At 63.0% G+C, this 23,475-nt stretch carries 21 protein-coding genes; 10 read left to right on the top strand and 11 right to left on the bottom strand.

The features are described from left to right. Position 1: 1 nt before the first annotated feature. A complete protein-coding gene (rhaI, locus tag M2368_RS13775) occupies positions 2-1,174 on the bottom strand; it encodes an L-rhamnose isomerase (RefSeq protein ID WP_498724603.1) in 1,173 nt (390 codons plus the stop codon). 33 nt (positions 1,175-1,207) lie between these two features. Next, on the bottom strand, positions 1,208-1,555 hold the full coding sequence (locus M2368_RS13780) for an L-rhamnose mutarotase (RefSeq protein ID WP_498724604.1): 348 nt from the start codon (positions 1,553-1,555) through the stop codon (positions 1,208-1,210). Between the two features lie 252 nt (positions 1,556-1,807). On the opposite strand from M2368_RS13780, the gene M2368_RS13785 reads away from it, so the two are divergent. Then, on the top strand, positions 1,808-2,830 hold the full coding sequence (locus M2368_RS13785) for a LacI family DNA-binding transcriptional regulator (protein ID WP_498724605.1): 1,023 nt from the start codon (positions 1,808-1,810) through the stop codon (positions 2,828-2,830). A 98-nt stretch (positions 2,831-2,928) separates the two neighbouring features. After that, positions 2,929-3,081 (top strand): hypothetical protein, encoded by a 153-nt coding sequence (locus tag M2368_RS13790; RefSeq protein WP_166650735.1) that lies wholly within the window; start codon positions 2,929-2,931, stop codon positions 3,079-3,081. Between the two features lie 99 nt (positions 3,082-3,180). Here M2368_RS13790 and M2368_RS13795 read toward each other — a convergent pair whose 3' ends face one another. Together M2368_RS13795 and M2368_RS13800 are read right to left on the bottom strand one after the other, a co-directional pair. Continuing rightward, positions 3,181-4,965 carry a plasmid pRiA4b ORF-3 family protein gene (locus M2368_RS13795; protein WP_332486409.1) on the bottom strand — a complete coding sequence of 595 codons (1,785 nt, stop codon included), beginning with the start codon at positions 4,963-4,965 and terminating at the stop codon, positions 3,181-3,183. Between the two features lie 32 nt (positions 4,966-4,997). Further along, entirely contained in the window at positions 4,998-5,180 is a 183-nt protein-coding gene (locus tag M2368_RS13800) for a hypothetical protein (protein ID WP_388024788.1), read from the bottom strand. On the opposite strand from M2368_RS13800, the gene M2368_RS13805 reads away from it, so the two are divergent. Beyond that, complete coding sequence (locus M2368_RS13805) at positions 5,179-5,877, top strand: maleylpyruvate isomerase family mycothiol-dependent enzyme (protein ID WP_105656504.1); 699 nt, start codon at positions 5,179-5,181, stop codon at positions 5,875-5,877. The genes M2368_RS13800 and M2368_RS13805 overlap by 2 nt on opposite strands. Before the next feature lie 93 nt (positions 5,878-5,970). After that, positions 5,971-7,026 (top strand): CobW family GTP-binding protein, encoded by a 1,056-nt coding sequence (locus M2368_RS13810; RefSeq protein WP_498724606.1) that lies wholly within the window; start codon positions 5,971-5,973, stop codon positions 7,024-7,026. A gap of 459 nt (positions 7,027-7,485) precedes the next feature. On the opposite strand, the gene M2368_RS13815 is transcribed toward M2368_RS13810, so the two are convergent. The 4 genes from M2368_RS13815 to M2368_RS13830 form a co-directional block, all read right to left on the bottom strand. Continuing rightward, positions 7,486-8,322: a bifunctional allantoicase/(S)-ureidoglycine aminohydrolase gene (locus tag M2368_RS13815; RefSeq protein WP_105656506.1), complete on the bottom strand. Its 837-nt coding sequence runs from the start codon at positions 8,320-8,322 to the stop codon at positions 7,486-7,488. Positions 8,323-8,332: 10 nt separating this feature from the next. Then, positions 8,333-9,586, bottom strand: coding sequence for a DUF6986 family protein (locus M2368_RS13820; RefSeq protein WP_105656507.1), 1,254 nt, complete (start codon positions 9,584-9,586; stop codon positions 8,333-8,335). Next, entirely contained in the window at positions 9,583-11,214 is a 1,632-nt protein-coding gene (gene aceB, locus M2368_RS13825) for a malate synthase A (protein WP_402697093.1), read from the bottom strand. The genes M2368_RS13820 and aceB overlap by 4 nt, the downstream gene beginning before the upstream one ends. A 79-nt stretch (positions 11,215-11,293) precedes the next feature. Further along, entirely contained in the window at positions 11,294-12,679 is a 1,386-nt protein-coding gene (locus tag M2368_RS13830; RefSeq protein ID WP_332486400.1) for an NAD-dependent malic enzyme, read from the bottom strand. A gap of 216 nt (positions 12,680-12,895) precedes the next feature. On the opposite strand from M2368_RS13830, the gene M2368_RS13835 reads away from it, so the two are divergent. Beyond that, entirely contained in the window at positions 12,896-13,669 is a 774-nt protein-coding gene (locus M2368_RS13835; protein WP_402697091.1) for an IclR family transcriptional regulator, read from the top strand. A gap of 127 nt (positions 13,670-13,796) precedes the next feature. On the opposite strand, the gene M2368_RS13840 is transcribed toward M2368_RS13835, so the two are convergent. Next, positions 13,797-15,650 carry an ABC transporter ATP-binding protein gene (locus tag M2368_RS13840; RefSeq protein WP_133833865.1) on the bottom strand — a complete coding sequence of 618 codons (1,854 nt, stop codon included), beginning with the start codon at positions 15,648-15,650 and terminating at the stop codon, positions 13,797-13,799. 444 nt (positions 15,651-16,094) lie between these two features. Here M2368_RS13840 and M2368_RS13845 point away from each other — a divergent pair, with 444 nt between their 5' ends. Then, the gene (locus tag M2368_RS13845) at positions 16,095-17,612 is read left to right on the top strand and encodes a cation:dicarboxylate symporter family transporter (protein WP_105656512.1); all 1,518 of its coding nucleotides are present in this window, start codon (positions 16,095-16,097) and stop codon (positions 17,610-17,612) included. Between the two features lie 136 nt (positions 17,613-17,748). Here the strand turns inward: M2368_RS13845 and M2368_RS13850 are convergent, their stop codons facing one another. Then, the gene (locus M2368_RS13850) at positions 17,749-18,519 is read right to left on the bottom strand and encodes an SDR family NAD(P)-dependent oxidoreductase (RefSeq protein WP_498724608.1); all 771 of its coding nucleotides are present in this window, start codon (positions 18,517-18,519) and stop codon (positions 17,749-17,751) included. Positions 18,520-18,608: 89 nt separating this feature from the next. Between M2368_RS13850 and M2368_RS13855 the strand changes: the two genes are divergently transcribed. Continuing rightward, complete coding sequence (locus M2368_RS13855; RefSeq protein WP_105656514.1) at positions 18,609-19,196, top strand: TetR family transcriptional regulator; 588 nt, start codon at positions 18,609-18,611, stop codon at positions 19,194-19,196. A gap of 13 nt (positions 19,197-19,209) precedes the next feature. On the opposite strand, the gene M2368_RS13860 is transcribed toward M2368_RS13855, so the two are convergent. Next, the gene (locus M2368_RS13860; RefSeq protein WP_181148784.1) at positions 19,210-19,806 is read right to left on the bottom strand and encodes a TetR family transcriptional regulator; all 597 of its coding nucleotides are present in this window, start codon (positions 19,804-19,806) and stop codon (positions 19,210-19,212) included. A gap of 193 nt (positions 19,807-19,999) precedes the next feature. On the opposite strand from M2368_RS13860, the gene M2368_RS13865 reads away from it, so the two are divergent. The 3 genes from M2368_RS13865 (at position 20,000) to M2368_RS13875 (ending at position 23,459) form a co-directional block, all read left to right on the top strand. Next, positions 20,000-21,028: an aldo/keto reductase gene (locus M2368_RS13865; protein ID WP_332486390.1), complete on the top strand. Its 1,029-nt coding sequence runs from the start codon at positions 20,000-20,002 to the stop codon at positions 21,026-21,028. Between the two features lie 75 nt (positions 21,029-21,103). Beyond that, on the top strand, positions 21,104-21,898 hold the full coding sequence (locus tag M2368_RS13870) for a carbon-nitrogen hydrolase family protein (protein ID WP_105656517.1): 795 nt from the start codon (positions 21,104-21,106) through the stop codon (positions 21,896-21,898). Between the two features lie 532 nt (positions 21,899-22,430). Further along, on the top strand, positions 22,431-23,459 hold the full coding sequence (locus M2368_RS13875; RefSeq protein ID WP_402697086.1) for a Gfo/Idh/MocA family protein: 1,029 nt from the start codon (positions 22,431-22,433) through the stop codon (positions 23,457-23,459). Positions 23,460-23,475: the final 16 nt, after the last annotated feature.

Raw genomic sequence — 23,475 nt, forward strand, 5'->3', positions numbered from 1 at the left:
ATCAGGCTCCCCATCCTGCTTGCACGCCACCAGCGCGCGATGCTTCGATTCGGCTCTGGTAATCGGAGGCGCGGAAGGCCTGCATCGGATCGGCTGGCAGGCCGCGCGTTGCGCGCCATGCTTCCAGGTCGGCCCGCACGTCGGTGTAGAAGGCATCCATGAAGATCTCGTTGGCGGCCAGGACATCACCGGAGATCTGTGCTTCAGTCAGCGCTACGCGGTCGATCAGCAACGCCCGGGCCGTCATTTCCTGCACGTTCTGGACGCTTCTGATCTGGCCCAGGATCTTGTTCTCCACGTTGTGGCACTGATCGAGCATGAAGGCCACAGGCGTGTCCTGGTCCAGTCCGCCACCGCGGATCACCTCGGCCATGATGCGGAACAGCTGATACGGGTCTGCCGAGCCAACGATCAAGTCGTCATCCGCGTAGAAGCGGGAATTGAAGTCGAAGGATCCGAGCTTGCCAAGCCGCAGCAGCTGCATCACGATGAACTCGATATTGGTGCCTGGCGCATGGTGCCCGGTGTCCAGGCAAACCATGGCCCGATCCCCCAAGGCCGCAACCTGGGCATAGGACGTTCCCCAGTCGGGCACGTCGGTGTGGTAGAAGGACGGTTCGAAGAACTTGTACTCCAGCACCAGGCGCTGCTCTCCGGAAAGCCGCGCATATATTTCGGCCAGCGAATCGCCTAGCCGGTCCTGGCGCCCGCGCATATCCGCTTGGCCTGGATAGTTCGAGCCCTCTGCCAGCCAGATTTTCAGATCCTGGCTTCCGGTGGCATCCATTACGTCGATGCATTCGAGGTGGTGGTCGATTGCCTTGCGGCGGATCTTCGGATCCTCATGGGTCAAGGCGCCGAACTTGTAATCGTCATCCTGGAAGGTATTCGAATTGATGGTTCCGAGGCTGACGCCCAGGCCTTCTGCATGCTCGCGCAGCACGGTGAAGTCCTCGACCTTGTCCCACGGAATGTGCAGGGCCACCGAGGGAGCCAGTCCGGTCAATCGGTTGACTTCAGCCGCATCGGCGATTTTTTCGAAGGGATCGCGCGGGGTCCCGGGGGTCGAATAGACCTTGAAGCGAGTGCCCGAATTTCCATAGGCCCAGGAAGGGACTTCGATGGCAAGGCGGTCAAGGATTTGCAGGTGCTCAGGGCTCAGCTTCGAGCTCATGGAACTCTCCATTTCTAGTAATTCTGCGGGCTACTACTGCTGGGATGCGGCAAGTGCGGCCAGCTGGTTTTCGAGATTGAAGACCTCGCGCAGACGCGGCGCTTGCTGATCTGGCCGGCCGCCCAGGCTGAGGAAGAATCGGCTCATTTCCGCTTCCCACGCTGAGGTGCGCGGGTCGGAGTCCAAGGCGGCCTGGGCAGCGCTGTCGTCATCGGTTTCGTAATAGCCGATCAGCAACCCGTCCTCGCGCAGAAAGAGTGAGTAGTTGCGACGCCCGGCTTCTTCGATGGCTTGGAGCATCTGCGGCCACACTTCCCGGTGGCGCGACACATACTCGTCGATCAGGTCGGGATTGACCTGCAATTGAAAGCAAACTCGCATCGTACTACTCTTCCGGAGCGCTGGAACTGGGTGGGCAAAACTGTGCGATCCGATTCGCTTTGCACAAAAATGAATCGTTTCAATCGCTTCGAAATTCGAGTGTAGAGCAGGTCACACTTGAATTGCAAGCGGTCGGTCGAGCGAATGCCGCATTCTTTTGAATCCTTTCAAAAAGCTGTCGGGATTCCAGTTCCCATCCGTGCGCCAGTTATACTCGCAGAAGAACAACTCACCGAAGAACAGGAAAGCTCTGTGGCCGTCAGCGTCAAGGAAGTTGCCGCCGAGGCGGGCGTTTCCGTAGGCACCGTCTCCAACGTGCTCAACCGGCCCCAGGTTGTTTCCGAACACACCGTTTCCAAGGTCACCGCAGCCATCGAGAAGCTCGGCTTTGTCCGCAACGATGCGGCCAGGCAACTGCGTGCCGGCCGCAGCCGGAGCTTCGGGCTCGTCGTCCTCGATGCACGCAACCCGTTCTTCATGGACGTCACCCAGGGCGCCCAGCATCGTGCCCTGGACAACGGCTACACCGTGCTGATGGGAGCCAGCGACAATTCCCTGAGCACCGAACAGCAACTGCTGGATCTCTTCGAAGAGCAACGCGTCGCCGGAGTACTCATCTCCCCCTTGCACAGCGACTTGAGCCGGCTCTGGCGGATCCGCGAAGCGGGCACGCCAGTGGTGCTGGTGGACCGCGGAAGTGGCGACCGCAGCTTTTCATCGGTCTCCGTGGACGATGTGGAAGGCGGAAGAATTGCCGTACGGCACCTGCTGGACATTGGCAGAAAGCGGATCACCTTCGTCGGCGGACCGCCGAGCATCGAACAGGTCCAGCACCGATTAACGGGAGCCCAATCGGTATTGGCCCAAGCCCCGGATGCCGTGCTGGAGCACATGCCTACCAAGAACCTGACTGTGCTGGAAGGACGGGCAGCCGGAGAGCGTATTCTTGCCATGGATCCTGCACAGCGCCCCGACGGGATCTTTGCGGCCAACGACCTGCTCGCGTTGGGCATACTGCAGGCCCTGGTGATGTCCGGCGAACTCAGTGTTCCCGAGGATATTGCTCTGGTGGGATACGACAATATCGACTTCGCCGAGTCGGCCGTCATCCCGATTACCACCGTGCGCCAGCCAGCAGAAGAAATCGGGCGAACCGCTGTCGACGTCTTGCTGCGCGAAGCAGAAGCGGGCGATCAAGCGGTCCGCGAGCAATTCGTTTTCACTCCCAAGCTCGTTATCCGTGCATCGACTGTGGCCCCGAGCCAAGCGCGCTGACGTTTACCTTAGGGGTTCCTGAAAAGCGGGTTCTGCAGCTTCTGATGCCCAGCGGTTCTTGCTAGGTTGGCATTCCAAGCAACGAGAGGGATGGATTTATGAGCGAGAACAACCCTGAAGCCCGACTGCACAAGGCAGAGGCCGAAGAGCCCGATACCATTTCCGACCCTGCTTTGAATGATGAAGTTGGCCAGGACTGGACCGATGAAGGCGGAGCGACGCCGCATGGAGCCGCGCTAGACGACGACTAGGCCAGAGGGCCAACCAGCCGAAAACCAAAAATGCCCGTGGGTTGCCAAGTTTGAAAGTTTGGCAACCCACGGGCATTTTCACTGGCTTGAATCAGCCGCCTAGAACTCGAACTCCAGGTGGGCATTGACTTCGTCCTTGTTGAAATACGCCGGATCGATCTCGTATTCCTCTTCGTAACCGAAGTTCGAAAGCCAGTCTTGCACTTCCTCGTACTCCGGGTCCGTCGGATCATCGAGAATATCCAGCTTGGCTTCCCAGCCACCGATCCCGCCGCTGTCCTCCATCGGAGCCATGCGCCGGCCGCCGGTGCATCGCGGCAGCTGGCCGCCATCGGCATCCAGGATCTTCTCGACGTCGATGCGCACTTCCCAGTTGTCCCCGAAGTCGTACAGGTAATCCAGGCGGTCTTTTTCCTTCTGCAGCAACGAGGAAACCAGGGTTTCCGCTTCGTTCTTCTGGTAGTCCATGTCGTCAATCTCTGGACCATATGAAGTGCCGCCGAAGCCACCCTCGTAGAAGCTGTGCAGGTGCCCGTCGTACCAGTCGAAGCTCGCTTGGATGATGTCGTGCAGGTCGCCAAGGTTCAGGTCCATGGGCACCAGCACGCGACGCCAGATCGGCGGCTTGGCGTCCTTGAGGGTCAGCTTCAGCTGCAGCACCTTGCCGGTATACGGTGTTTCGCGCTTCAGGCGTTTCGGCTCGTCATCGTCCGGCCCGAACATCGCGTCGAGATCGGTGTCGTCGAATTCATCCTCATCGAGCAGGTCCTGTTCAACGTCGGTAATCGCCAGGCGGACGATAGTGGGCACCGAGTACGCTTCGCCATCTTCGATAAGGCCAAGTACGCGCAGTTCATGCATGCGCACATGCGCGGTTTCCCATACCTTTGGCGACCATTGATCATCTCGCGGGTCAGCCACGCGATGCGGGTTGCCTTCGATCCCCTCGACGATCCAGAACGCTGCCAGCCCCCAGGCTTCAAGGCTGGCGTCATCGCCGCCTTCCGGCTTTTCCAGCAACGAGTCCAGGCAGGCCTGGATGAAGTAGAAGTTCGGCTCGAAGGAGTCGGCGTCTTCATGCTGCATGATGTCTTCGTACGTCACGCCGCGCTCCGGCTTGCCCTGTTCGGGCAGCTTGATGGCGCTGACCGATTCCAGTGCCGAGAGCACGACCGCAACCATCAGGCCCCTGCGCGATTCGTGGACTTCCGGAGGCAGCTGGTCGGCGAGCGCTATTGCGGCCGTTTCCAAGAATTCAGACGCCGGCAAGCTGGCCCACAGATTCTTGCCCTCGGTGAGGGTCCAAGCCAAGAAGGCACGGCCCAGCTTGCTGATCGGCATGGCGGCGATTTCAGCCAGGGCCGCTTGAGAGGCCTCGTCAGATGCCATGATCTCGTCAATTTCATCGTTTTCATCGATGCCGTCATCACCGGCGAATGGATCCTGGGCTTCCAGCGACTTCCGGAACCACTCCAGGCTTTCGGCCTCGCGCTCCCACAGACCGGCATCGCGCAAGAACTCGACGTAATCCGCCCAGGCCATATAGATCATGGTTCCCAGCCCATTATCGGCGGCATCGGGATTCTCGGCCTCTTCGAATTCAATCATCGAGCTGAGCACTGCCAGCAGTTTGGGCGGATCAAAATCGGTAACCTTGTCCAGGCCGACGACTTCGGCGTAGATGCCCAGGGTTTCGCGCACTGCGGCAAGGACCATCAGGGCCAGTTCTGGGTCATCGCGGTTCTCGGAGAACCAGCGGACGAACTGCGGCGTGAGCGCGTCCAGGCCGCGCCCCACCTTCACCCGGTCCAGGGAGACGACGCCCTCTTGCAGGCGTGCCGGATGCCCCTGCTTGGGCTTCTGCTTCTTCTTTTTCTTCGCCATCGGACTGCTTTCCTGGTCGTTTGCTTCTCCCCCTAGGCTACGTGGCTGCTGGTTCCTGAAGAAGCATGCCTGGCACGTGTTCTGCTGGACAGCTTCCTGCCGTCGCAGCCAGGCACCGCCAGGGCCCGCACGGCGCGGATATGAATCGAGTCGCTTTCGATATCTATGGCGTAACCCGTACTGCTGGAGCGCCCGCGTTGGTAGGGTGACTTCATGATCAATACTGCTCGTTTGCACTCGGACCTGTCACGACTCAACCGCGAAACCGCGATGATGTCGGCCACGATCGAAACCCTGTCCACCGAAGAAATGGCCGCCGCCTCGCTGTGCGAAGGCTGGAGCCGGGCGCAGGTCATTGCGCACTTGGCCTCCAACGGCCGGAGCCTGGTCAAGCTCATCGACTGGGCCACCAGCGGAGAACCGCAGGAGCTCTACGCCTCGCGCGAGGCCCGCGACGCGGAGATCGACGAGCTGGCGGCCCTGCCGCGCGAGGAACTGGTCAAGAAGTTCCAGGACGCCGCCGCATACTTCGCCGAGCAGTGCGAACGGCTCAGCGGCGAACTGGCCGTGGAAGAGGTGGACCTTCACGGCAAGATCATTCCGGCGACCTCCATCGTGGCCCTGCGCATCTCAGAGGTGGTCATCCACCACCATGATCTGGATACCGCGTGGACCATCGAGGAAGCCGATCCGGATTCCCAGGAGAACGCCGTCGAGGCCGCCGTGCGGACCATGCGCGTGAAGAACGCTCCGGGCATGACGCTGGTGACCGAAGAGGGCGACGAATGGGTCATCGGCGATGGCGCGCTGAAGGTGCGCTCGGACCGCGAAGGCTTGATCGAATGGCTGGCCCGCGGCCAGGCCCGGCATATCGAGGCCGATGGCCCGATTCCGGTTTTGCCTTCCTGGTAACCATCTTCTGGCAGGCGTGTCAGCACGCGGCAACGGTTGGCCCTGCAAGGAGAATGGATTCGGCCCGCTTGTCGAAGTGAAAAGGAGCCGGCATTGATCCCTGTCATCGTGCTCACCGGATATCTGGGTGCAGGCAAGACCAGCCTGCTCAACCGCTTGCTGACCCGCCCGGGTACCCGCGTCGGGGTCATCATCAACGACATCGGCAAGGTCAACGTGGATACCGGGCTGATCACCGGCCAGATCGATGCGGCCGAATCCATTGCCGGCGGCTGCGTTTGCTGCCTGTCCGATAGCAGCGGCCTGGACGAGCTGCTGGAGAAGCTGGGCCAGCCGAAGCTGCGCCTGGATGCCATCATCGTGGAGGCCAGCGGCGCGGCCGACCCGCTGAACGTGGATCGGCTGCTGCGTTTCGGCAAGGCCCACGGGGTACGCTTCGGCGGCATCATCGACGTGATCGACGCGGTGGAGCATGAGCACAACGTGGATACCGCGGCGATGGCCCCGGCCCGCTTCAGCGCCACCAGCATGGCGGTGGTCAACAAGCTGGACCGCATTGCCCCGGAACACCGCGACGCGGTCCTGGCCAGGATCAGCGGACGGATCCGCGAAATCAACCCGCACGTTGCCATCATCCCGGCGTCGCACGCCGCCATAGACCCCGAGCTGGTCTTCGACATCGCCCTGAACGAAGACCCGATCGACGAGTTGCCGTTGGCGGCTGCCTCCCGCCCGCACCACGACCACGAGCATGCTCCGCACGCCAACGCGGTGACGGTGCGCTGCCCCGAAGCGGCGGATCCGGGTGCCCTCTTGGACCTGCTGGAGCACCCGCCGGTTGCGGCCTACCGGCTCAAGGGGCATGTAAAACTGCGCACCGATCGCGGCACGCAGCGTTTCCTGGTCAATATGGTGGGCCGGCAGATCCATTTCGCGAAAGCAACGGCCCACAGCGATCCGGCCAATGACGCGCTGGTCGCCGTGGGAATGAACTTGGACGAGGAAGCGGTTGGCGCGGCATTAGCGGCCGCCTTGGAACCAGCACGACTTGATCCTTCGCCGGGAAATCTCACCCGTTTGGAACGGCGGTTGATTTTGAGCAGCGATGCAGCAGATGCTCCGGCCAAGGTTGACGCTGAAGAGTTCTAGCTGCTGCGGCACTGATGCCTGCGAGTTGGCAACGAGGGCATCCGCTGCCCCGTCTCGACCTGCAACATCGAGCTGCGTTCGCATCCAGTTCGCGCCCGGTGCATAGGGGCACGTCCCAAACAGGCCAAGCCTTCGGAAATAACTCAAGTACTGCCCGCGACTCCAGTGATGAGTCCCAATTCCAACCCGTCCAACGTTGGACGATTCCGTGCTCCCCGCGATTGCCGGGATGACGCCCGGTATTGCCGATGGTTTCGATGAGCGGTTCCAAGTGATCCTTGGATCTTCACGAAACAGCCCCGGGTCGCCAAAACCGAAGGCCGCATCCCGCGCGACCCTGCCGTCAGCCCACCATGTCCGAGCAAAAGAAACATCACTGGAACATGAAATGGACACGGTGCGCCGATGGCCGGCGGGTCAGCGCGGGGTGCGGCCCCGGCAGTCTCTGGAAATGAACGCTTACAACGCGATCTGGCGGTTCTGGTCCTTGTAGAGCAGGTACCGGAAGTTCTCCGGGCCGCCGGCGTAGCAAGCCTGCGGGCAGAAGGCGCGCAGCGACATGTAGTCCCCGGCTTCGACCTCGACCCAGTCGCCATTCATCCGGTACACGCCCTTGCCTTCAAGCACGTACAGGCCATGCTCCATGACGTGGGTTTCGGCGAACGGGATGGATGCGCCCGGTTCGAAGGTCACGATATTCACGCCGAAGTCGAAGGCCACATCGTTGGGATCGAGCATGCGGGTGGTGCGCCACTTGCCATCGGTGCCCGGCATCGGGCCAGGTTCGATGTCGCGCTCATTGCCCACCACGGGAGCCGGTGCGGCGACGCCTTCAAGCACTTCGTAGCGCTTGCGCAGCCAGTGGAAGCTGGTGGTCTCGGTGCCGTCATTGCGGGCGGACCACGTAGCGCCGGCTGGCAGGTAGGCGAAGCCGCCGTCCACCAGCACATGCTCGGTGCCCTCGATGAGAAGGGTCAGCTGCCCGGTGAGCACGAAGATGAATCCCTGCACCTGGGCCTGCGGCTCCGGCTTGGTGGCGCCGCCGCCAGGGGCGACTTCCACGATGGCTTGGGAGAAGGTGGTGGCCCCGCCGGCGACCGGGCGGTTGAGCACCCAGGCACGGGTGTTGGTCCACTCGGGGAAGACGCTGGTGACGATGTCGCGCAGCACGCCCTTGGGGATCACGGTATAGGCCTCGGTGACGATGGCCCGGTCGGTGAGCAGATCGCTCTGCGGCGGGTGGCCGCCGAAGTCCGAGTAGTACGACGAGGAGTTCTGGATGGCTGGAACAGTCATGGTGTTGTCCTTAGGCGTGGGAGCGGTTCAAGGCGATCGCCTCGAGTTCGGGCAGGGTGATCTGGGCTAGTTCGGTGACCTCGTCGGCGCTAACCGCACCGCAGGCCACCCCGCGGTGGATGTAGCGGGCCAGGGCCCGTGCGGTGGCCGGCTCGTCCATGATGGCCGAGTTGATCTGGTGGACGTAGTTGCGCAACCGGGTTCCGGCTGCCTGCAGGCCTTCGCGGAAGAAGGCGAAGGTGGCCAGGTAGCGGGTGACCAGCTGATTCTCGTGCATGTCCCAGCCCTGGTAGATGCCGCGGGACAGGTGGCGGGAGACCAGGCGGGCGTGCAGTTCCCAGGCGGCCGCAATGTTCTCCGGGTCGCCGGCCGGGATGATGTTGGTGGAGCCGTCGGACAGTTCCACCCCGGTGCCGGCTACGGCCACCTGCATGACGTCCTTGGCGAAGTCCGCTACCGGGTGCTCCATGGACTGGTATCCGGCGGCCACGCCCAGCGACGCGGAGTAGTCGTAGGTTCCGTAGTGCAGCGAGGATACCCGGCCCTTGCCCGAGGCGATCAGCTGGGCCACCGGATGGGTTCCGTTGGCGGCCAGGATGACCTGCGGGGTTTCCACCTGCACTTCGAAGCGGATGCGTCCGGCTTCCAGCCCGTGGGCTTCTTCCAGCTTCTCGGCCAGGTAGACCATGGACTCGACCTGGGCCACGGTGGTCACCTTGGGCAGGGTCAGGCGCAGGCCCTCGGGCAGCGGACCGTTGGCCAGAAGCCGGGTGATGAACAGGTCCAGGGTGCGGATCCCGCGGGCCCGGGTGGGTGCTTCGAAGCATTTGAAGCGGATGCCGATGCAGGCCGGGGCTTTGCCGGCGGCCACCGCGGCGGATACCGAGTCGGCCGCGGCAAGCACTGCGGCGTCCTCCTCCGCATCCGTGCGGTTGCCGTAGCCGTCCTCGAAATCGAGGCGCAGATCTTCGATGGGTTCGCTTGCCAGCTTCGCGCCAACCAGTTCCGCCAAGCGCTCTGGTTCGGCCAGCTTGAGCTTGGCCGCCAAGGCGGATAGGCCAATCAGTCCTCCGGCAGTGGCTACTGCATTGTGGCCCCAACGTTCTGGGAGGTCCACGGTGTACTTGTCCCCGGGGACGTACACGGTATGGATCGGCTGGCGGGCTCCGGTATCCCCCGGGTAGGAGGTTTCCAGCAGCCGGTCGGTGGCTGCCAGCTTTGCTTCTACGCTGGCAAGCGTGGACTCATCGAAGGTGTTGCTCATGGCTTGGTCACGTATTCCTTTTCCAAGAGTTCGTAGGCTGGGGTGGTGAGGAAGTCCGCGAAATCCTCGTCCTTGCCGCTGGTCAGTTTCGCGATCAGTTCCGCTGCCGGCTGGTAGTAGGCGTTGAAGTGCTCTTCATTGTCGACCTCCGCGCGCAGGCGTTCAACCTCTTCGGCGAGAATGCCAGCAACCAGTTCGGCGGTGATGGTGTTGCCGGTGTCGGCGGCGACCACCTGGTTGCGGATCTGCTGCCAGATCTGCGAGCGCGAGATCTCCGCGGTGGCGGCGTCTTCCATCAGGTTGTGGATGGCGACCGCGCCGTTGCCCGAGAGCCACACGGCCACGTAGTTCACGGCCACGTAGAGGTTGGCGCGCACGCCGGCCTCGGTGACATCGCCAGGAGCGCTGGCCACGTCCAGCAGCTGGGCCGCGGTGACCTCGACCTCCGGGCGCTGGCGGTCGATCTGGTTCGGCTTCTCGCCGAGCTTCGCGTCGAAAATCTCCTTGCACAGCTCAACCAGGTCAGGGTGGGCGACCCAGGAGCCGTCGAATCCGTCGTTGGCCTCGCGGGACTTGTCCTCGCGGACCTTGTCGAAGGCGGCGGCGGTAACTTCTGGTTCGCGGCGGTTCGGGATGAACGCCGCCATGCCGCCCATGGCGAAAGCCCCGCGCTTGTGGCAGGTCTTGACCAGCAGCTCGGTGTAGGCGCGCATCATCGGCGCGGTCATCGATACGGCCGAGCGGTCGGGCATGATGAACGCTTCGCCGGCTTCGCGGAAGGTCTTGATGATGGAGAACAGGTAGTCCCAGCGGCCCGCGTTCAGGCCAGAGGCGTGCTCGCGCAGCTCGTAGAGGAATTCCTCCATCTGGAAGGCGGCCGGGATGGTCTCGATGAGCATGGTGGCGCGCACGGTTCCGTGGGCGATGCCCAGCTCGGCCTGGGCGAAGGTGAAGACCTCGTTCCACAGGCGCGATTCCAGGTAGTGCTCCATCTTCGGCAGGTAGTAGAACGGGCCCTGTCCCGATTCGGCGAGCACCTTGGCATTGTGGAAGAAGTGCAGGCCGAAGTCGACCAGTGCACCGACCGCCGGATTGCCGTCGATGAGCACATTGTTCTCCGGCAGGTGCCAGCCGCGGGGGCGGACCACCACGACCGCGCGCGGGGCGTCGGTGCGCAGCGCGTAGGACTTGCCGGTTTTCGCATCGGTGAAGGCCAAGGTGCCCCGGGCGGCGGCCGAGAGATTGGAGATCGCATCGATGACATTGAACCAGCTCGGAGTGGAAGCATCTTCCAGGTCGGCCAGCCAGACCTTGGCGCCGGAGTTCAGCGCGTTGATGGCCATCTTGGCCGGGGAGGCCGGGCCGGTGATCTCCACGCGGCGGTCGCGCAGCGCCTCTGGGGCTTCGGCGACCTTCCAGTCGCCGGTGCGCACGGATTCGGTCTGCGGATCGAAGTCGATGGACTTGGCATCGGAGAACTGCTGGCGGCGCACGCCGCGTGCGGCCAGCAGCTGATCGCGGGTGCCAGCGAACTTCTGGTGCAGCTTCTCGATGAAGGCCAGCGCTTCGCCCGAGAGGATCTGCTGGGCATCGGCGGCGTCGGGGATGCTGGTGATTTCAATACTCATGGGTTGTTCCTTAACTTCTTGTGCTCTGTTCCAATGAAGGGTGCGTTGACATGCACCCTAAGGTCTTGCTGCGCAGCGCCTACTTGGCGGCGGCTGCGTCCTGCACTGCCATGGCCACATCGGAGGCGACCTGTGGGTCGAATACCGACGGGATGATGAATCCGGGGTTCAGCTCTGATTCGCTGACCCGCGCGGCAATGGCGTCCGCGGCGGCCAGGAGCATGGCGTCGGTGATCTCGGTGACGCCTGCATCCAGCAGCCCGCGGAAGAAACCTGGGAATGCCAGGACGTTGTTGATCTGGTTGGGGAAGTCGCTGCGCCCGGTGGCGACCACCGCCGCGTGGCGACCGGCCAGTTCCGGGTCCACCTCGGGATCCGGGTTGGCCATGGCGAAGACGATGGCGCGCTCGTTCATGGCGGCGATATCGGCTTCGTCCAGCACGTTCGGGGCCGAGACGCCGATGAAGACGTCCGCGCCGGCGATGGCTTCCTTCAGGGTGCCGGTGAAGTTCTGCGGATTGGTGTTTTCCGCCAGCCAGGTGCGGTGCGCATCGGCGTAGGCTTCGTTGCGGGTGATCGCGCCATTGCGTCCGCAGGCGATGATGTTCTGCGCGCCGCGGGCCATGAGCAGCTGGATGATCGCGTTGCCGGCCGCGCCGACCCCGGAGACCACGATGCGCAGGTCCTCGATCTTCTTGTCCACGACCTTCACCGCGTTGAGCAGCGCGGCCAGGGTGACAATTGCGGTGCCGTGCTGGTCGTCGTGGAAGACCGGGATGTCCAGTTCTTCGCGCAGCCGGGCCTCGATTTCGAAGCAGCGCGGGGCGGCGATGTCTTCGAGGTTCACCCCGCCGTAGACCGGTGCCAGCGCCTTGACGATCATGATGATCTCCTCGGTGTCCTGGGTGTCCAGGCAGACCGGCCAGGCATCGACATCGGCGAACTGCTTGAACAGCGCCGCCTTGCCTTCCATGACCGGCAGGGCTGCGGCCGGGCCGATATTGCCCAGCCCCAGCACGGCCGAGCCGTCGGTGACCACGGCGATGGTGTTGCGCTTGACCGTCAGGTTGCGCGCATCGGCAGGGTTCTCGGCGATGGCCATGCAGACGCGGGCGACACCCGGGGTGTAGGCGCGGGAGAGGTCATCGCGGTTGCGCAGGGCGACCTTGGGGGTCACCGAGAGCTTGCCGCCAAGGTGCATCAGGAAGGTGCGGTCCGAGACGTTGCGCACGCTTACGCCATCGAGGTTATCCAGCGCCGCGCGCACGGTCTCGCCGTGGGCCACGTCGGTGGTGTTGCAGGAAACGTCCACCACCATGTGGGTGTGGTTGGACTCGGTGACATCCAGGGCGGTGATGTGCGCGCCGGCCGAACCGACCGCGCCGGCCAGCTCGCTGGTAGCGGTAATCGACGCAGGTGTCTGGACGCGAAGCGTGAGTGAATATCCCGGGCTTGGTGCTGCCATCTGATCCTCCTGTAAAAGTTTCCGTATAGTGGATACTATTATCCTCAAAATGAAAATGCAAGAGTGTTTTGTGGCGCCCGGCACGATTTTTTGCCGAGTTAATATCGGATCGTGGAAGAAAAGCCTGATTCTGCGCTATTCTTGGGACTAGGATTTCGCATCGTAGAAGTAATGCGTAGCCCTCTTCCGAAACCAGTGCCTTTATTAGGAGCAAAGATGACGCAGACTTCCAGCAAGTCCACCACCGGCGGCGTCCAGTCCGTCGAACGTGCTTTCGAGCTCCTGGAAGTCATCGCCCGTGCCGGCGGAGAAGCCGCGCTCAGCGAGCTTGCCGCCGATACTCCCCTGCCATTGCCGACCATCCACCGCCTGCTGCGCACCCTGGTCGGAGTGGGCTACGTGCGCCAGCTGCCCAACCGCCGCTATTCACTGGGCCCGCGGCTGATCCGGCTGGGCGAGGTAGCCAACCGCCAGCTGGGCGCCTTGGCCTCCCCTGCGCTGAAGGATCTGGTCGCGAAGCTGGGCGAATCGGCGAATATCGCGGTGCTCGACGGAGACATGGTCACCTACATCGCCCAGGTGCAGTCAGCCCACTCGATGCGCATGATCACCGAAGTCGGACGCCGCGCCATGCTGCACAATTCCGGGGTCGGCAAGGCCGTGCTCTCGGTGCTGGATGACGAGCGCGTGCAGCGTTTGGTCTCGCAGGCGGGCATGCCCCCGAAGACCGCGAACACCATCACCACCCTGGGCAAGCTGTTCACCGATGTCGAGGCCACCCGCGAACGCGGCTACGCCATCGACGAGGAAGAGCAGGAACTAGGGGTTCGCTGCATCGCCGTGCCAGTACCGGGCGCGCCAACGCCGATGGCCATCTCGGTTTCCGGGCCGGTGACCCGCGTTGACGAGGCCTTCATCGTCAGCGCGGTGCCGGTATTGCAGGAGGCGGCCCGCGAGCTGGGACGCCAGCTGGTGGCCGCGGCGGACTAGCCGCGCTTGGCGATTCCGGCACGCAAGCAAAGATGCCCGCCTGGGCAGTCGATGGCATCGACCGCCCAGGCGGGCATCTCAGTTCGCGCTGGTGCCGGAACACCTATGGAGCCGGCGAACAGGCGTGCTACTGCGCGAACTGGGTTTCGTGCAGCTCGCTATAGCGTCCGCCGAAGGCCAGCAGCTCGCTGTGGGTTCCGCGCTCGACGATGCGCCCGCCCTCCACGACCAGGATCTGGTCCGCCGAGCGGATGGTCGACAGGCGGTGGGCAATGATCAGCGCCGTGCGGTCTGCCAGCGCCTCGCCCAGCGCCGCCTGCACCGCCGCTTCATTCGACGAGTCCAGGGCCGCCGTCGCCTCATCCAGGATGACTACCTGGGGTGCTGCCAGCAGCAGACGGGCAATGGTCATGCGCTGGCGTTCGCCACCGGAAAGCCGGTAGCCCCGCTCGCCCACCACGGTATCCAGGCCATCGGGCAAGGAAGCGATCACCGGCTTCAGCCGGGCACGCTCCAGCGCCTCCCAGATCTGCTTTTCGGTCGCTTCGGGCCGGGCCAGCGTCAGGTTGGAGCGGATGCTCTCGTGGAAGAGGTGCCCGTCCTGAGTCACCATGGACACCGTCGAACGCAGCGAATCGAGCTCAAGCTGGCGGATATCCTCGCCGGCCAGTTCAACACTGCCCGAATCCACGTCGTACAGGCGCGCCAGCAGCGAGGCGATGGTGGACTTGCCCGCACCCGAGGAGCCGACCAGCGCGTAGGTTTGGCCCGCGGGGATCTCGAAGTCGATATCGTGCAGGACCTCTTCGCCGCCGCGGGTGTCCAGGATGGCGACTTCTTCCAGCGAAGCCAGCGAGACCTTGTCGGCGCTCGGGTAGGAGAAGCTCACGTGGTTGAATCTCACCGGCACCGCCCCGGCCTCGAGGCGGCGGGCGTTCGGGGCATCGGCAATCAGCGGCTCCAAGTCCAGCACCTCGAAGACCCGGTCGAAGCTGACCAGCGCGCTGGTGATTTCCACGCGCGCGTTGGCCAGTGCGGTCAGCGGCGTGTAGAGGCGGGTGAGCAGCATGCCCAGGACCACCACGTCGCCGGCGGCCAGATCGCCACGTACCGCGTACATGCCGCCCAGACCGTAGACCAGGGCGAGTGCCAGGGCCGCAACCAGGGTCAGTGCGGCGACGAAGTAGAACTGGCGCATGGCCATCTTGACGCCGATATCCCGCACCTTGCCGGCACGCAGCGCGAACTGCTCGGACTCGTCCTTGGGACGGCCGAAAAGCTTGATCAAGGTGGCGCCGGGGGCGGAGAAGCGCTCGGTCATCTGGTTGCCCATGGTCGCGTTCAGGTCCGCGGATTCACGGCGCAGCAGGGCCACGGACCTGCCGAAATGGCGGGCGGGCAAGAGGAAAATCGGCAGCAGCACCAGAGCGATCAGCGTGACCTGCCACGAGGTGGTGAACATGACCGCAGCGGTGAGCACCAGCGCCACGGTATTGGAGACCAGCCCGGAAAGGGTTCCGGCGAAGGCGGATTGCGCGCCGATGACATCGTTGTTCAAGCGGCTGACCAGCGCACCGGTCCTGGTGCGCGAGAAGAATGCCACCGGCATCTTCTGCACATGGTCGAAGACTGCGGTGCGCAGGTCATAGATGATGCCCTCGCCCAAGCGCGAGGAGAACCAGCGGACCACTACGGACACCACCGCATCCAGGATCGCGATCCCCGCCATGACCAGAGCCAAGTTGATGATCGTCCGCACCCCGGATTGCGCGACGACTTCGTCGACCACCCGTCCAGCGAGCACCGGGGTGATCACGGCCAGGACTGCGGCGAAGATGGAGAAGACGACGAAGACCAGCAGCCGGGACTTGTAGCTGGCTGCGAACTTCAGCACTCGCTTAGGCGTGGTTGGAGCGTAGGCCTTGCCCTTGTCTCCTGACAGCTTCCATAGCGAATGCCAGGCGGCGCTTTCCATGCTCATAAGTGAGTGCTCTCAATCCTGCTGGAAGTAATCGGTGGGTTCCACCTTTGTCCATGATCCCAGTAAGCCATCCGCGACTTCCAGGTAGGGTCAGCTTACGGCGGCCAGCCCGGGCGACACAGCCCGATTGCCCGACGCGCAATAACCGGGATCCCTGCATCAAGAACAGCGGTACCCCCGGGTTCATTCCTCGCCGGCCCCGCGCGGCACAGCACGAGCCCCCGATGGCGCGTGACACGCTCAACGCTGCCGCCATCGGCACAGCGGTACTCGGAGCCAGATAAATGCCTATCAAACACGGATTAATTCCATAATCCAGAAGGAATCCATTCCGCATAACGAAATTATCTTTTTTCATTGCGGAATATTGTGACGTGCCTTACAGTTGACACCATCCAAGCCACGGGCACATACCTCGGAGCGAGTCCATCCTCAGGAGCAGCCATGAAAATCAAATCCGCAGACGACTTCCGGGTCGCTGAGCCAACCCCCAAGAAACCTTTCTACACTTCCCTGTTCTTCCAGCTTGGCGTCGCAATCGTCGCCGGCGTCTTGATCGGCCACTTCCTGCCGAAGGTCGGATCCGAGTTGCGCCCGCTGGGCGACGGATTCATCATGCTGATCAAGATGATCATCGCCCCGCTGATCTTCCTGGTGATTGTCACCGGCATTGCGGCGGTGGGCGATGTCAAGGCAGTGGGACGCGTTGGCGTCAAGGCATTGGTCTACTTCACCTGCGCCACACTCTTCGCCCTGGTCTTCGGCCTGATCATTGCCAACCTCTTCCAGCCAGGCGCCGGGTTGAACATCGACCCGTCATCCCTCGACGCCGGGGCCATCGAAGAGAAATCCGGAGAGGCCAAGGGGGCCGCCGACTTCATCCTGGGAATCATCCCGGTCAGCGTCATCGGCGCCTTCGCGGATAATAACTTGCTGCAGGTGTTGTTCTTCTCGGTCTTCTTCGGCGCAGCCATCGTGGTGGTCGGCCAGGAACGCTGCGCACCACTGCTCGCGGTGTTCGAGAACGTCCTGGAGCTGATCTTCAAGGTCATGAGCTGGGTCATGCGGGTCGCACCCCTGGGTGCCTTCGGCGCCATGGGCTTCATCATCGGCCAATACGGCATCGAGACACTGGGCACCTATGCGAAATTAATTCTCGCCTGCTACGCCGCGGCCCTGCTGTTCATCGGCATCCTCTTCCTGATCGCCTGGGGATTTGCCCGGGTTCCGCTGTGGCAATTCATCAAGTACACCCGCGAGGAATTCCTGCTGGCCCTGGGCACCGCATCAACCGAGTCGGTGATGCCTCGCATCATGACCAAGCTGACCAACGCCGGATGCTCCCGCGCCACCACCGGCTTGGTGGTCCCGACCGGATATTCCTTCAACCTCGACGGTGCGGCCATCTACTTGTCCATCTCGCTGCTGTTCCTGGCCCAGGCGTTCGGCCACAATCTCAGCTTTGGCCAGCAGCTTGCCGCCCTGGGCATCCTGCTGCTGACTTCCAAGGGCATGGCCGGCGTCCCTGGATCCTCGTTCTTGGCCCTATCGGCGACGGCAGCCGCCCTGGGCATCTTCCCGGTGGCCGGCGTGGCCCTGTTGCTGGGCGCGGACCGCATCATGGATTCGATGCGCGTTGCCGTGAACCTGCTGGGCAACTGCGTGGCCACCTTCGTGGTCGCCAAATGGGAAGGGCAGTTCGACCGCGAGGCAATGAAGCGCGCCTTCGCCGGGGAAATCACCAATGAGGACTCGGCCCGCATGCTCGGACGCGATGAGGAATGGGAAGCCATGGAGGCCGAACGCGTAGCCAACGGCGGCCAGCCTTCACCGAAGTTCGGCGGTGGCCCCACCCCGGAGGCCCTGCTCAAGTTCGATATGAGCCCGGCAACCGAAGCCGAAGCAGCTGCGGCCACGCAAAAAAGCTACCCCGATGAGGAACGCGCAGAAGCGCGCAGCTGAGTCAGGCGGTTGCCGCACGGAAAACTGCGGGGACCTTGAGAGCTAATCGGCCGGGGTGCACTGGAGCTTTCCAGTGCACCCCGGCCGATGGCCGTTCCACCTGCTGGCAGGGAAACTCGTCTCCAGGCAGGCCTTGCTAGATGGCGCTCCAGCCGGTATCTGAAGCCAGGACCACGCCGTTGATGTTGGTGCTGTCCTCGCTGAGCAGGAAGGTGATCGAGGCGGCGAGCTGGCTTGCGGTAGCCATGCCCGGAATGATGCCCATCAGCGGAGGGATTACCTGCTGGGCAAATTCGGAGGCCATTGGAGCCTCGATATTGGTCTGCACCGCACCCGGAGCCACTGCGTTGAAACGCAGCCCCTTCTTGCCGTACATGACAGCCGAGTTCTTGGTCATGCCGATGACCGCGTGCTTCGAGGCCGTGTATGCGACGCCGGCGGCCGAGCCGCGCAGGCCAGCTTCCGAAGCCACATTGACCACGTTGCCCTGGCCGGCCTCGAGCATCAGCGGGACCACCGAACGGGTCAGCTTCAGAACGGAATTGACGTTCACATTCATGACCCGTTCCCAGATCGAGTCCTCGATCTCGTGGATCGGCTCGAACTTGTCCATAATGCCGGCGACGTTGGCCAGCGCATCGATCCGCCCCTCGCCAGCTGCCACTACCTGGTCCACTACCGCTTGGTCGGTGATGTCGCCGGCCACAACGGCAACGTCCAGATCCGGGTTCTCGGCAACAAGCTCATCGAGCCATTCGCGGCTGATGTCCGCGGCGATCACCTTGCCGCCTTCCTTGGCCACGCGCAGCGCGGTGGCCTTGCCGATGCCCGAACCGGCGCCGGTAACCACCACTGTCTTGCCGGCAAAACGTTCTGCGGTGACCTTTTCCTGCCATGCGTTTTCCATGCCCATAACCGTTCCTTCTGGTTGCCGATGAATTGGTAGTTTCATGTTATGACACACTGTGTCTTAACTCAATGGGCCATAATTGGGATATGCCTGACACCCGAGATTCCGTTGCCACGCACCTGCCTGGGCGCCCGCAGTCCATTGATCCCGACTCCGTGGCCCGCACCGCCCTGGCGCTCTTCGCCAAGCATGGCTATGGCGAAGTCTCGATGGCGCAAATTGCCGAAGAAGCGGGAATCGGACGCAAGAGCCTCTACCGCTATTTCGCTTCCAAGGCGGATTTGGTGTGGGGCGGCCTGCTGGAAGCTTCGGCCATTTCAGACGGCGCCTTCGCCTCGGCGAAGCAGGAGGGCCACGACCTGGTGGGTGCCATGCACGCTGCTGCGGTGGCAGCTTTCGATTCGCTGCCGGATCCGGAGGTCACGCGAGGACGCCTGCGGCTTATCGCTGACCAGCCCGAGCTCCTGGCCCAGGCCTCGATGCGGATGGGCAAGGACAACGAGCGGGTGCTGCGGCATTTCTCGGAAGGCGGGGTCAGCGCGCAGACGGCGCCCTATCTGGCGCTGGCCTTCGGCACGGTGACTTTTGCAGCATGGATCAGCTGGGCGCAATCTGCTGACCCCAGCCCGGAACCGTACTTGGCCGAGGCGATCAAGGTGCTTCGCTTGCCGTAGCCTGTAGCGGTTGCTAGCGCTTCTCCGCCCAGTTGTCATCGATCATGGCCGCGAAGTCGAAGGCTTCATCGAGGATCTCGCGAAGTGTACTGCCCGCCGTCCCAACCCAACGGGTCAGTGCATGGTCGTAAAGGGCCAGACCCAGCAACGCGGCGGTTTCAGCCAGCCGCTGGTTCGCGCAGAACGGCGACAGCGCCTGGGCCAGCGCTACCTGCTGCTCTCGCCGGGATTCCTGCCAGCTGGCCCGGAGCGCAGGGGTGCTCCTGACCAGCTCAATGCGGCCCTGCATCGCCACCGGATCCTGCTCAGCGAATACTACTGCCGATTCAAAGCTGCGGCGCAAAAGCTCCAACAAGCTCTCGCCCGGATGCGAAGACATGGAGCTGGCCATGTCGGAGAAGTGCGCGGTCATGGAACGCAACGCAGTAACTACCGCGTCCTCTTTTGACGAGAAGTACCGGAAGAACGTGGCACGGGATATTCCGATTGCCTGGGCTGCCTGCTGGGCGGTGACGTTCTCCATGCCGCGTTCGGCGAACACGGCATAAACCTGTTCCGCCAACTCGACTTTCATCTTTTCGCGCACTCGATCGCGAACCACGCTTCCCATGGCAAGAATTTTACTCTGAGATTCAAGGACAGAAGTGAGACACAGTCTCTTTATGCTGGTCATTGCCACTTTAGCTACGGTGTGTCGTTTCGGCCGCAGTTCACGGAACTCAATAAATCACGGAACATGATGACCGCTGAATCCTTCTTCGCTAGGCTCAAGAAGAGAGAAACTGACTACTCGAAGGACCACCATGGCACAGCAGATCGCAAACAGCATCGACCTCGGCCAGGGGTTGGAAGCCACCTCGCAGGGTTTTGGTTGCATGTCCCTGAGCGGGCCCTACGGATCGGCCGACGATGCCGAATCCCTGCGCACCTTGAACCATGTTCTTGATCGCGGCGTCACGTTCCTGGATACCGCCAACATCTACGGCGAAGGGCACAACGAAACCCTGCTCTCGCAGGTGCTCAAAACCCGTCGCGGCGAAGTCACCCTGGCAACCAAGGCGGGCATCGTGCGTCCGAAGAATCCGGGAGACCCACGCGCTAATGGCGACCCGGACTTCATCAAGAAATGCATGGATGCGAGCCTGCAGCGGCTGGGCGTAGACCACGTTGACCTGTACTACTACCACCGGGTGGATTCCCGGGTGCCAATCGAGGAGACTGTCGGAGCCTACAAGGAGCTAGTCGAAGCAGGGAAGGCCCGGCACATCGGCTTGTCCGAAGTGACTTCCGAGGAGCTGCGCCGAGCCCACAAGGTGCATCCAATTTCCGCGATCCAGATGGAGTACTCGATTTTCAGCCGGGACATCGAAAGATGGCTCTTGCCAGCCGCCAGTGAACTCGGCGTGGGCCTGGTGACCTACGCGTCGCTGGGTCGCGGGTACTTCACCGGGGAAGTTGATTCCCTGCAGCAGCTTGAAGCCAACGACATCCGCCATAACTTCCCGCGCTTCGAAGCGGCCCGCATGCAGCACAACCATCCATTGCGGCAAGTCATCGCGGAGGTGGCCCAGCGCGAAGGTGTTTCAACCGCCCAGGCGTCACTGGCGTGGGTTTATGAAAAAGCACGCGCATTCAACGTGGCCGTCTCCCCGATTCCGGGGACCCGCTTCAGCGCGCACTTCGAGGATAATCTGGGGGCGCTGGATGTCCGCTTATCCCTGGAATCAATGTCGCAGCTGGATGCCTTGGCTGCCCAGGTGGACGGTGAGCGCCAAAAGGACGTGATGTCGGTGTCCAAGGGCCGTGAAGAGGTGCAGATGGCCCGGATGTAGCTTCGCTGATCGCTACTGCGTAGAGTCGTGAAGGTAGCGCATAGCCAGCAGCTGGCAGCAGGAAAGGACTATCCCATGAGAATCGCTTTGGCGCAGGTTCTGAGCACCGCTGATCCGCAGCGCAATCTGGTAACAGTGCGCGATCATGCGCGCCGGGCAAAGGAAGCAGGCGCCTCGCTGGTGGTCTTCCCCGAGGCCATGCAGGTTTCCTTCGGCCACGATCTCGCCAAGTACGCGCAACCCCTGGATGGGCCCTGGGCTACACTGATCCGCCAGCAGGCGCGGGATATAGGCATCACCATTGCCGTGGGCATGTTCACCCCCGGTGAAGGCGGCCGGGTACGCAACACCTTGCTGGTCGCCGGTGAAGGCGTAGATACCCACTATGACAAGATCCACCTCTACGATGCCTTCGGCTATGCCGAGTCGGATTCGGTGACGCCCGGAACTTCTCCGGTGCAGTTCGAGCATGAGGGAACGACGATCGGTTTGGCCACCTGCTACGACTTGCGGTTCCCGCGCTTGTTCACCCGCCATGCGAAGGCTGGTGCAGCGGTCAATATCGTCAGCGCTTCGTGGGGCCAGGGCGAGGGCAAGGCCGAGCAGTGGACCACCCTTGCGCAGGCCCGCGCCTTGGACGCGACGACGTTCGTGGTGGCAGTGGACCAGGCTGATCCTGAAAGCATTGGACGCAAGATCACCGGTACCGCGCCTTTGGGCGTCGGGCATTCGGTGGTGGTTGATCCGCTAGGACGCATTATTGCCCGGGCCGGTGCAGAACCCGAGCTGCTGGTAGTCGATCTGGATCTCAGCCAGGTCCAGGCCGCTCGCAAGCAGCTACCGGTGCTGGCCAACGCGGTCGACCTGTAGCCAGGCGGTTGGCTCAGCAATTGAGGCTTACCAGCCAGCCCATCGCTGGCGCCGGCGGCGAGGATGGGATCCCGGATATTACTGCGCGCTTCCAGCAGGACCCTTGAGGGGATGTGCTCGCCCAATCCGAGTTTCCGCCCGTGCGCTTTTCGATGCCATGGCCCACCGCTAAGTGCGAGAAGCCCGCGAGGCTACCGCCCGCCCGCTGCGCGATAGCAGGGATATTCCGCTGGATCTAGTCGCGAATTCAGCGAAAGCGAGGCAGAAGCGTAGCGGTGTTGCGGTCGCCAGATGAATCGCCAGCACTACTCGCGGCCCGCCTGCCGGCCTGCCAACCGTGGCCCGGACGCTGCCCTTGGCGGTCACGAGGATGCACACTGATTAACCGAGGATGCCCTGGGGCCGCATACCGCTAACCCCAGATGCTGCTGATCGGTGAATAGTCGTTGGAATACTGCTCTTCCCCCGCCTTGCGCCTTCCACTAGTCTGATTAGGATCCACCATGAATTTTGCCTGCCATCGGAGCCTTCAGTGCCACTAGCCTTACCCGAATCCACGCTGCCCCATCCCTCCTCGGCTCCTGCGCTGAATTGGGGCATCCTCGGGCCGGGGTGGATCGCCTCGCAGTTTGCCGCATCGCTGAACGACTTGACCGCCAGCCGGCTCGCAGCAGTCGGCTCGCGCACCTTGGCCCGCTCCGAGCAGTTCGCACGCACCTACGGAGACGCCGGAACCCGGGCCTTCGGCTCCTATGCCGAGGTGCTCGGGGACCCTGGGGTGGATGTCGTCTACATCGCCGTCCCGCACAGCGGCCACGCGGAACTTGCGCTCGAGGCGATCGCCGCGGGCAAGCATGTCCTGGTGGAGAAGCCAATGAGCCTGGACGCCGGGCAAACTTCCCGGATCATCGAGGCGGCCAAGGCTGCCGGAGTTTTCGCCATGGAAGCCATGTGGTCACGATTCCTGCCCATCGGCAATGTGGTTTCACAGGTCGTCAAGTCCGGAATCCTGGGGCAGATCATCACCGTCCAGGCTGATTTCGGCGCCAAGTTCGAGGTCGACTACGACTCGCGCATCTACGACCCGGCGCTCGGCGGCGGGGCCCTGCTGGATGTCGGCGTCTACCCTATTGCCTTCAGCGCCATGGTCTCCCCTGCCAAGCAGCTCCTGCACGCTTCGGGACGCATGGCCAAAACCGGGGTTGACGCTACCTTCACCGCGGTCCTTTCCAATGTAGACGGTTCCACGGCAATGGTCTTCAGCAGCATCGAAACCGATTCGCCGCAGGGCGCATGGATTGCCGGCACGCAGGGCACCTTGGAACTCCAGCGCCCGATGTGCTGCGGTTCCGGGCTGGTGCTGCGCAGTGCCGACGGCAAGATCGCCGACAGCCGCGAGTTCACGGAAACCTCGCCTACTGCCGGTTTGGGCTGGGAAGCGGCCCACGTGGCCCAGTGCATTGCCCTGGGCCTGGCCGAATCCCCGGTCATGCCGCTGGCTGAATCGCTGGCGATTGCGCAGACCATGGATCAGATCGCGGCCACGCTGCGCACCAGCTAGTTTCCCAGGCCGCTGC

Source organism: Arthrobacter sp. JUb119 (assembly GCF_024807995.1).
In the GTDB taxonomy this organism is placed as follows: Bacteria; Actinomycetota; Actinomycetes; order Actinomycetales; family Micrococcaceae; genus Glutamicibacter.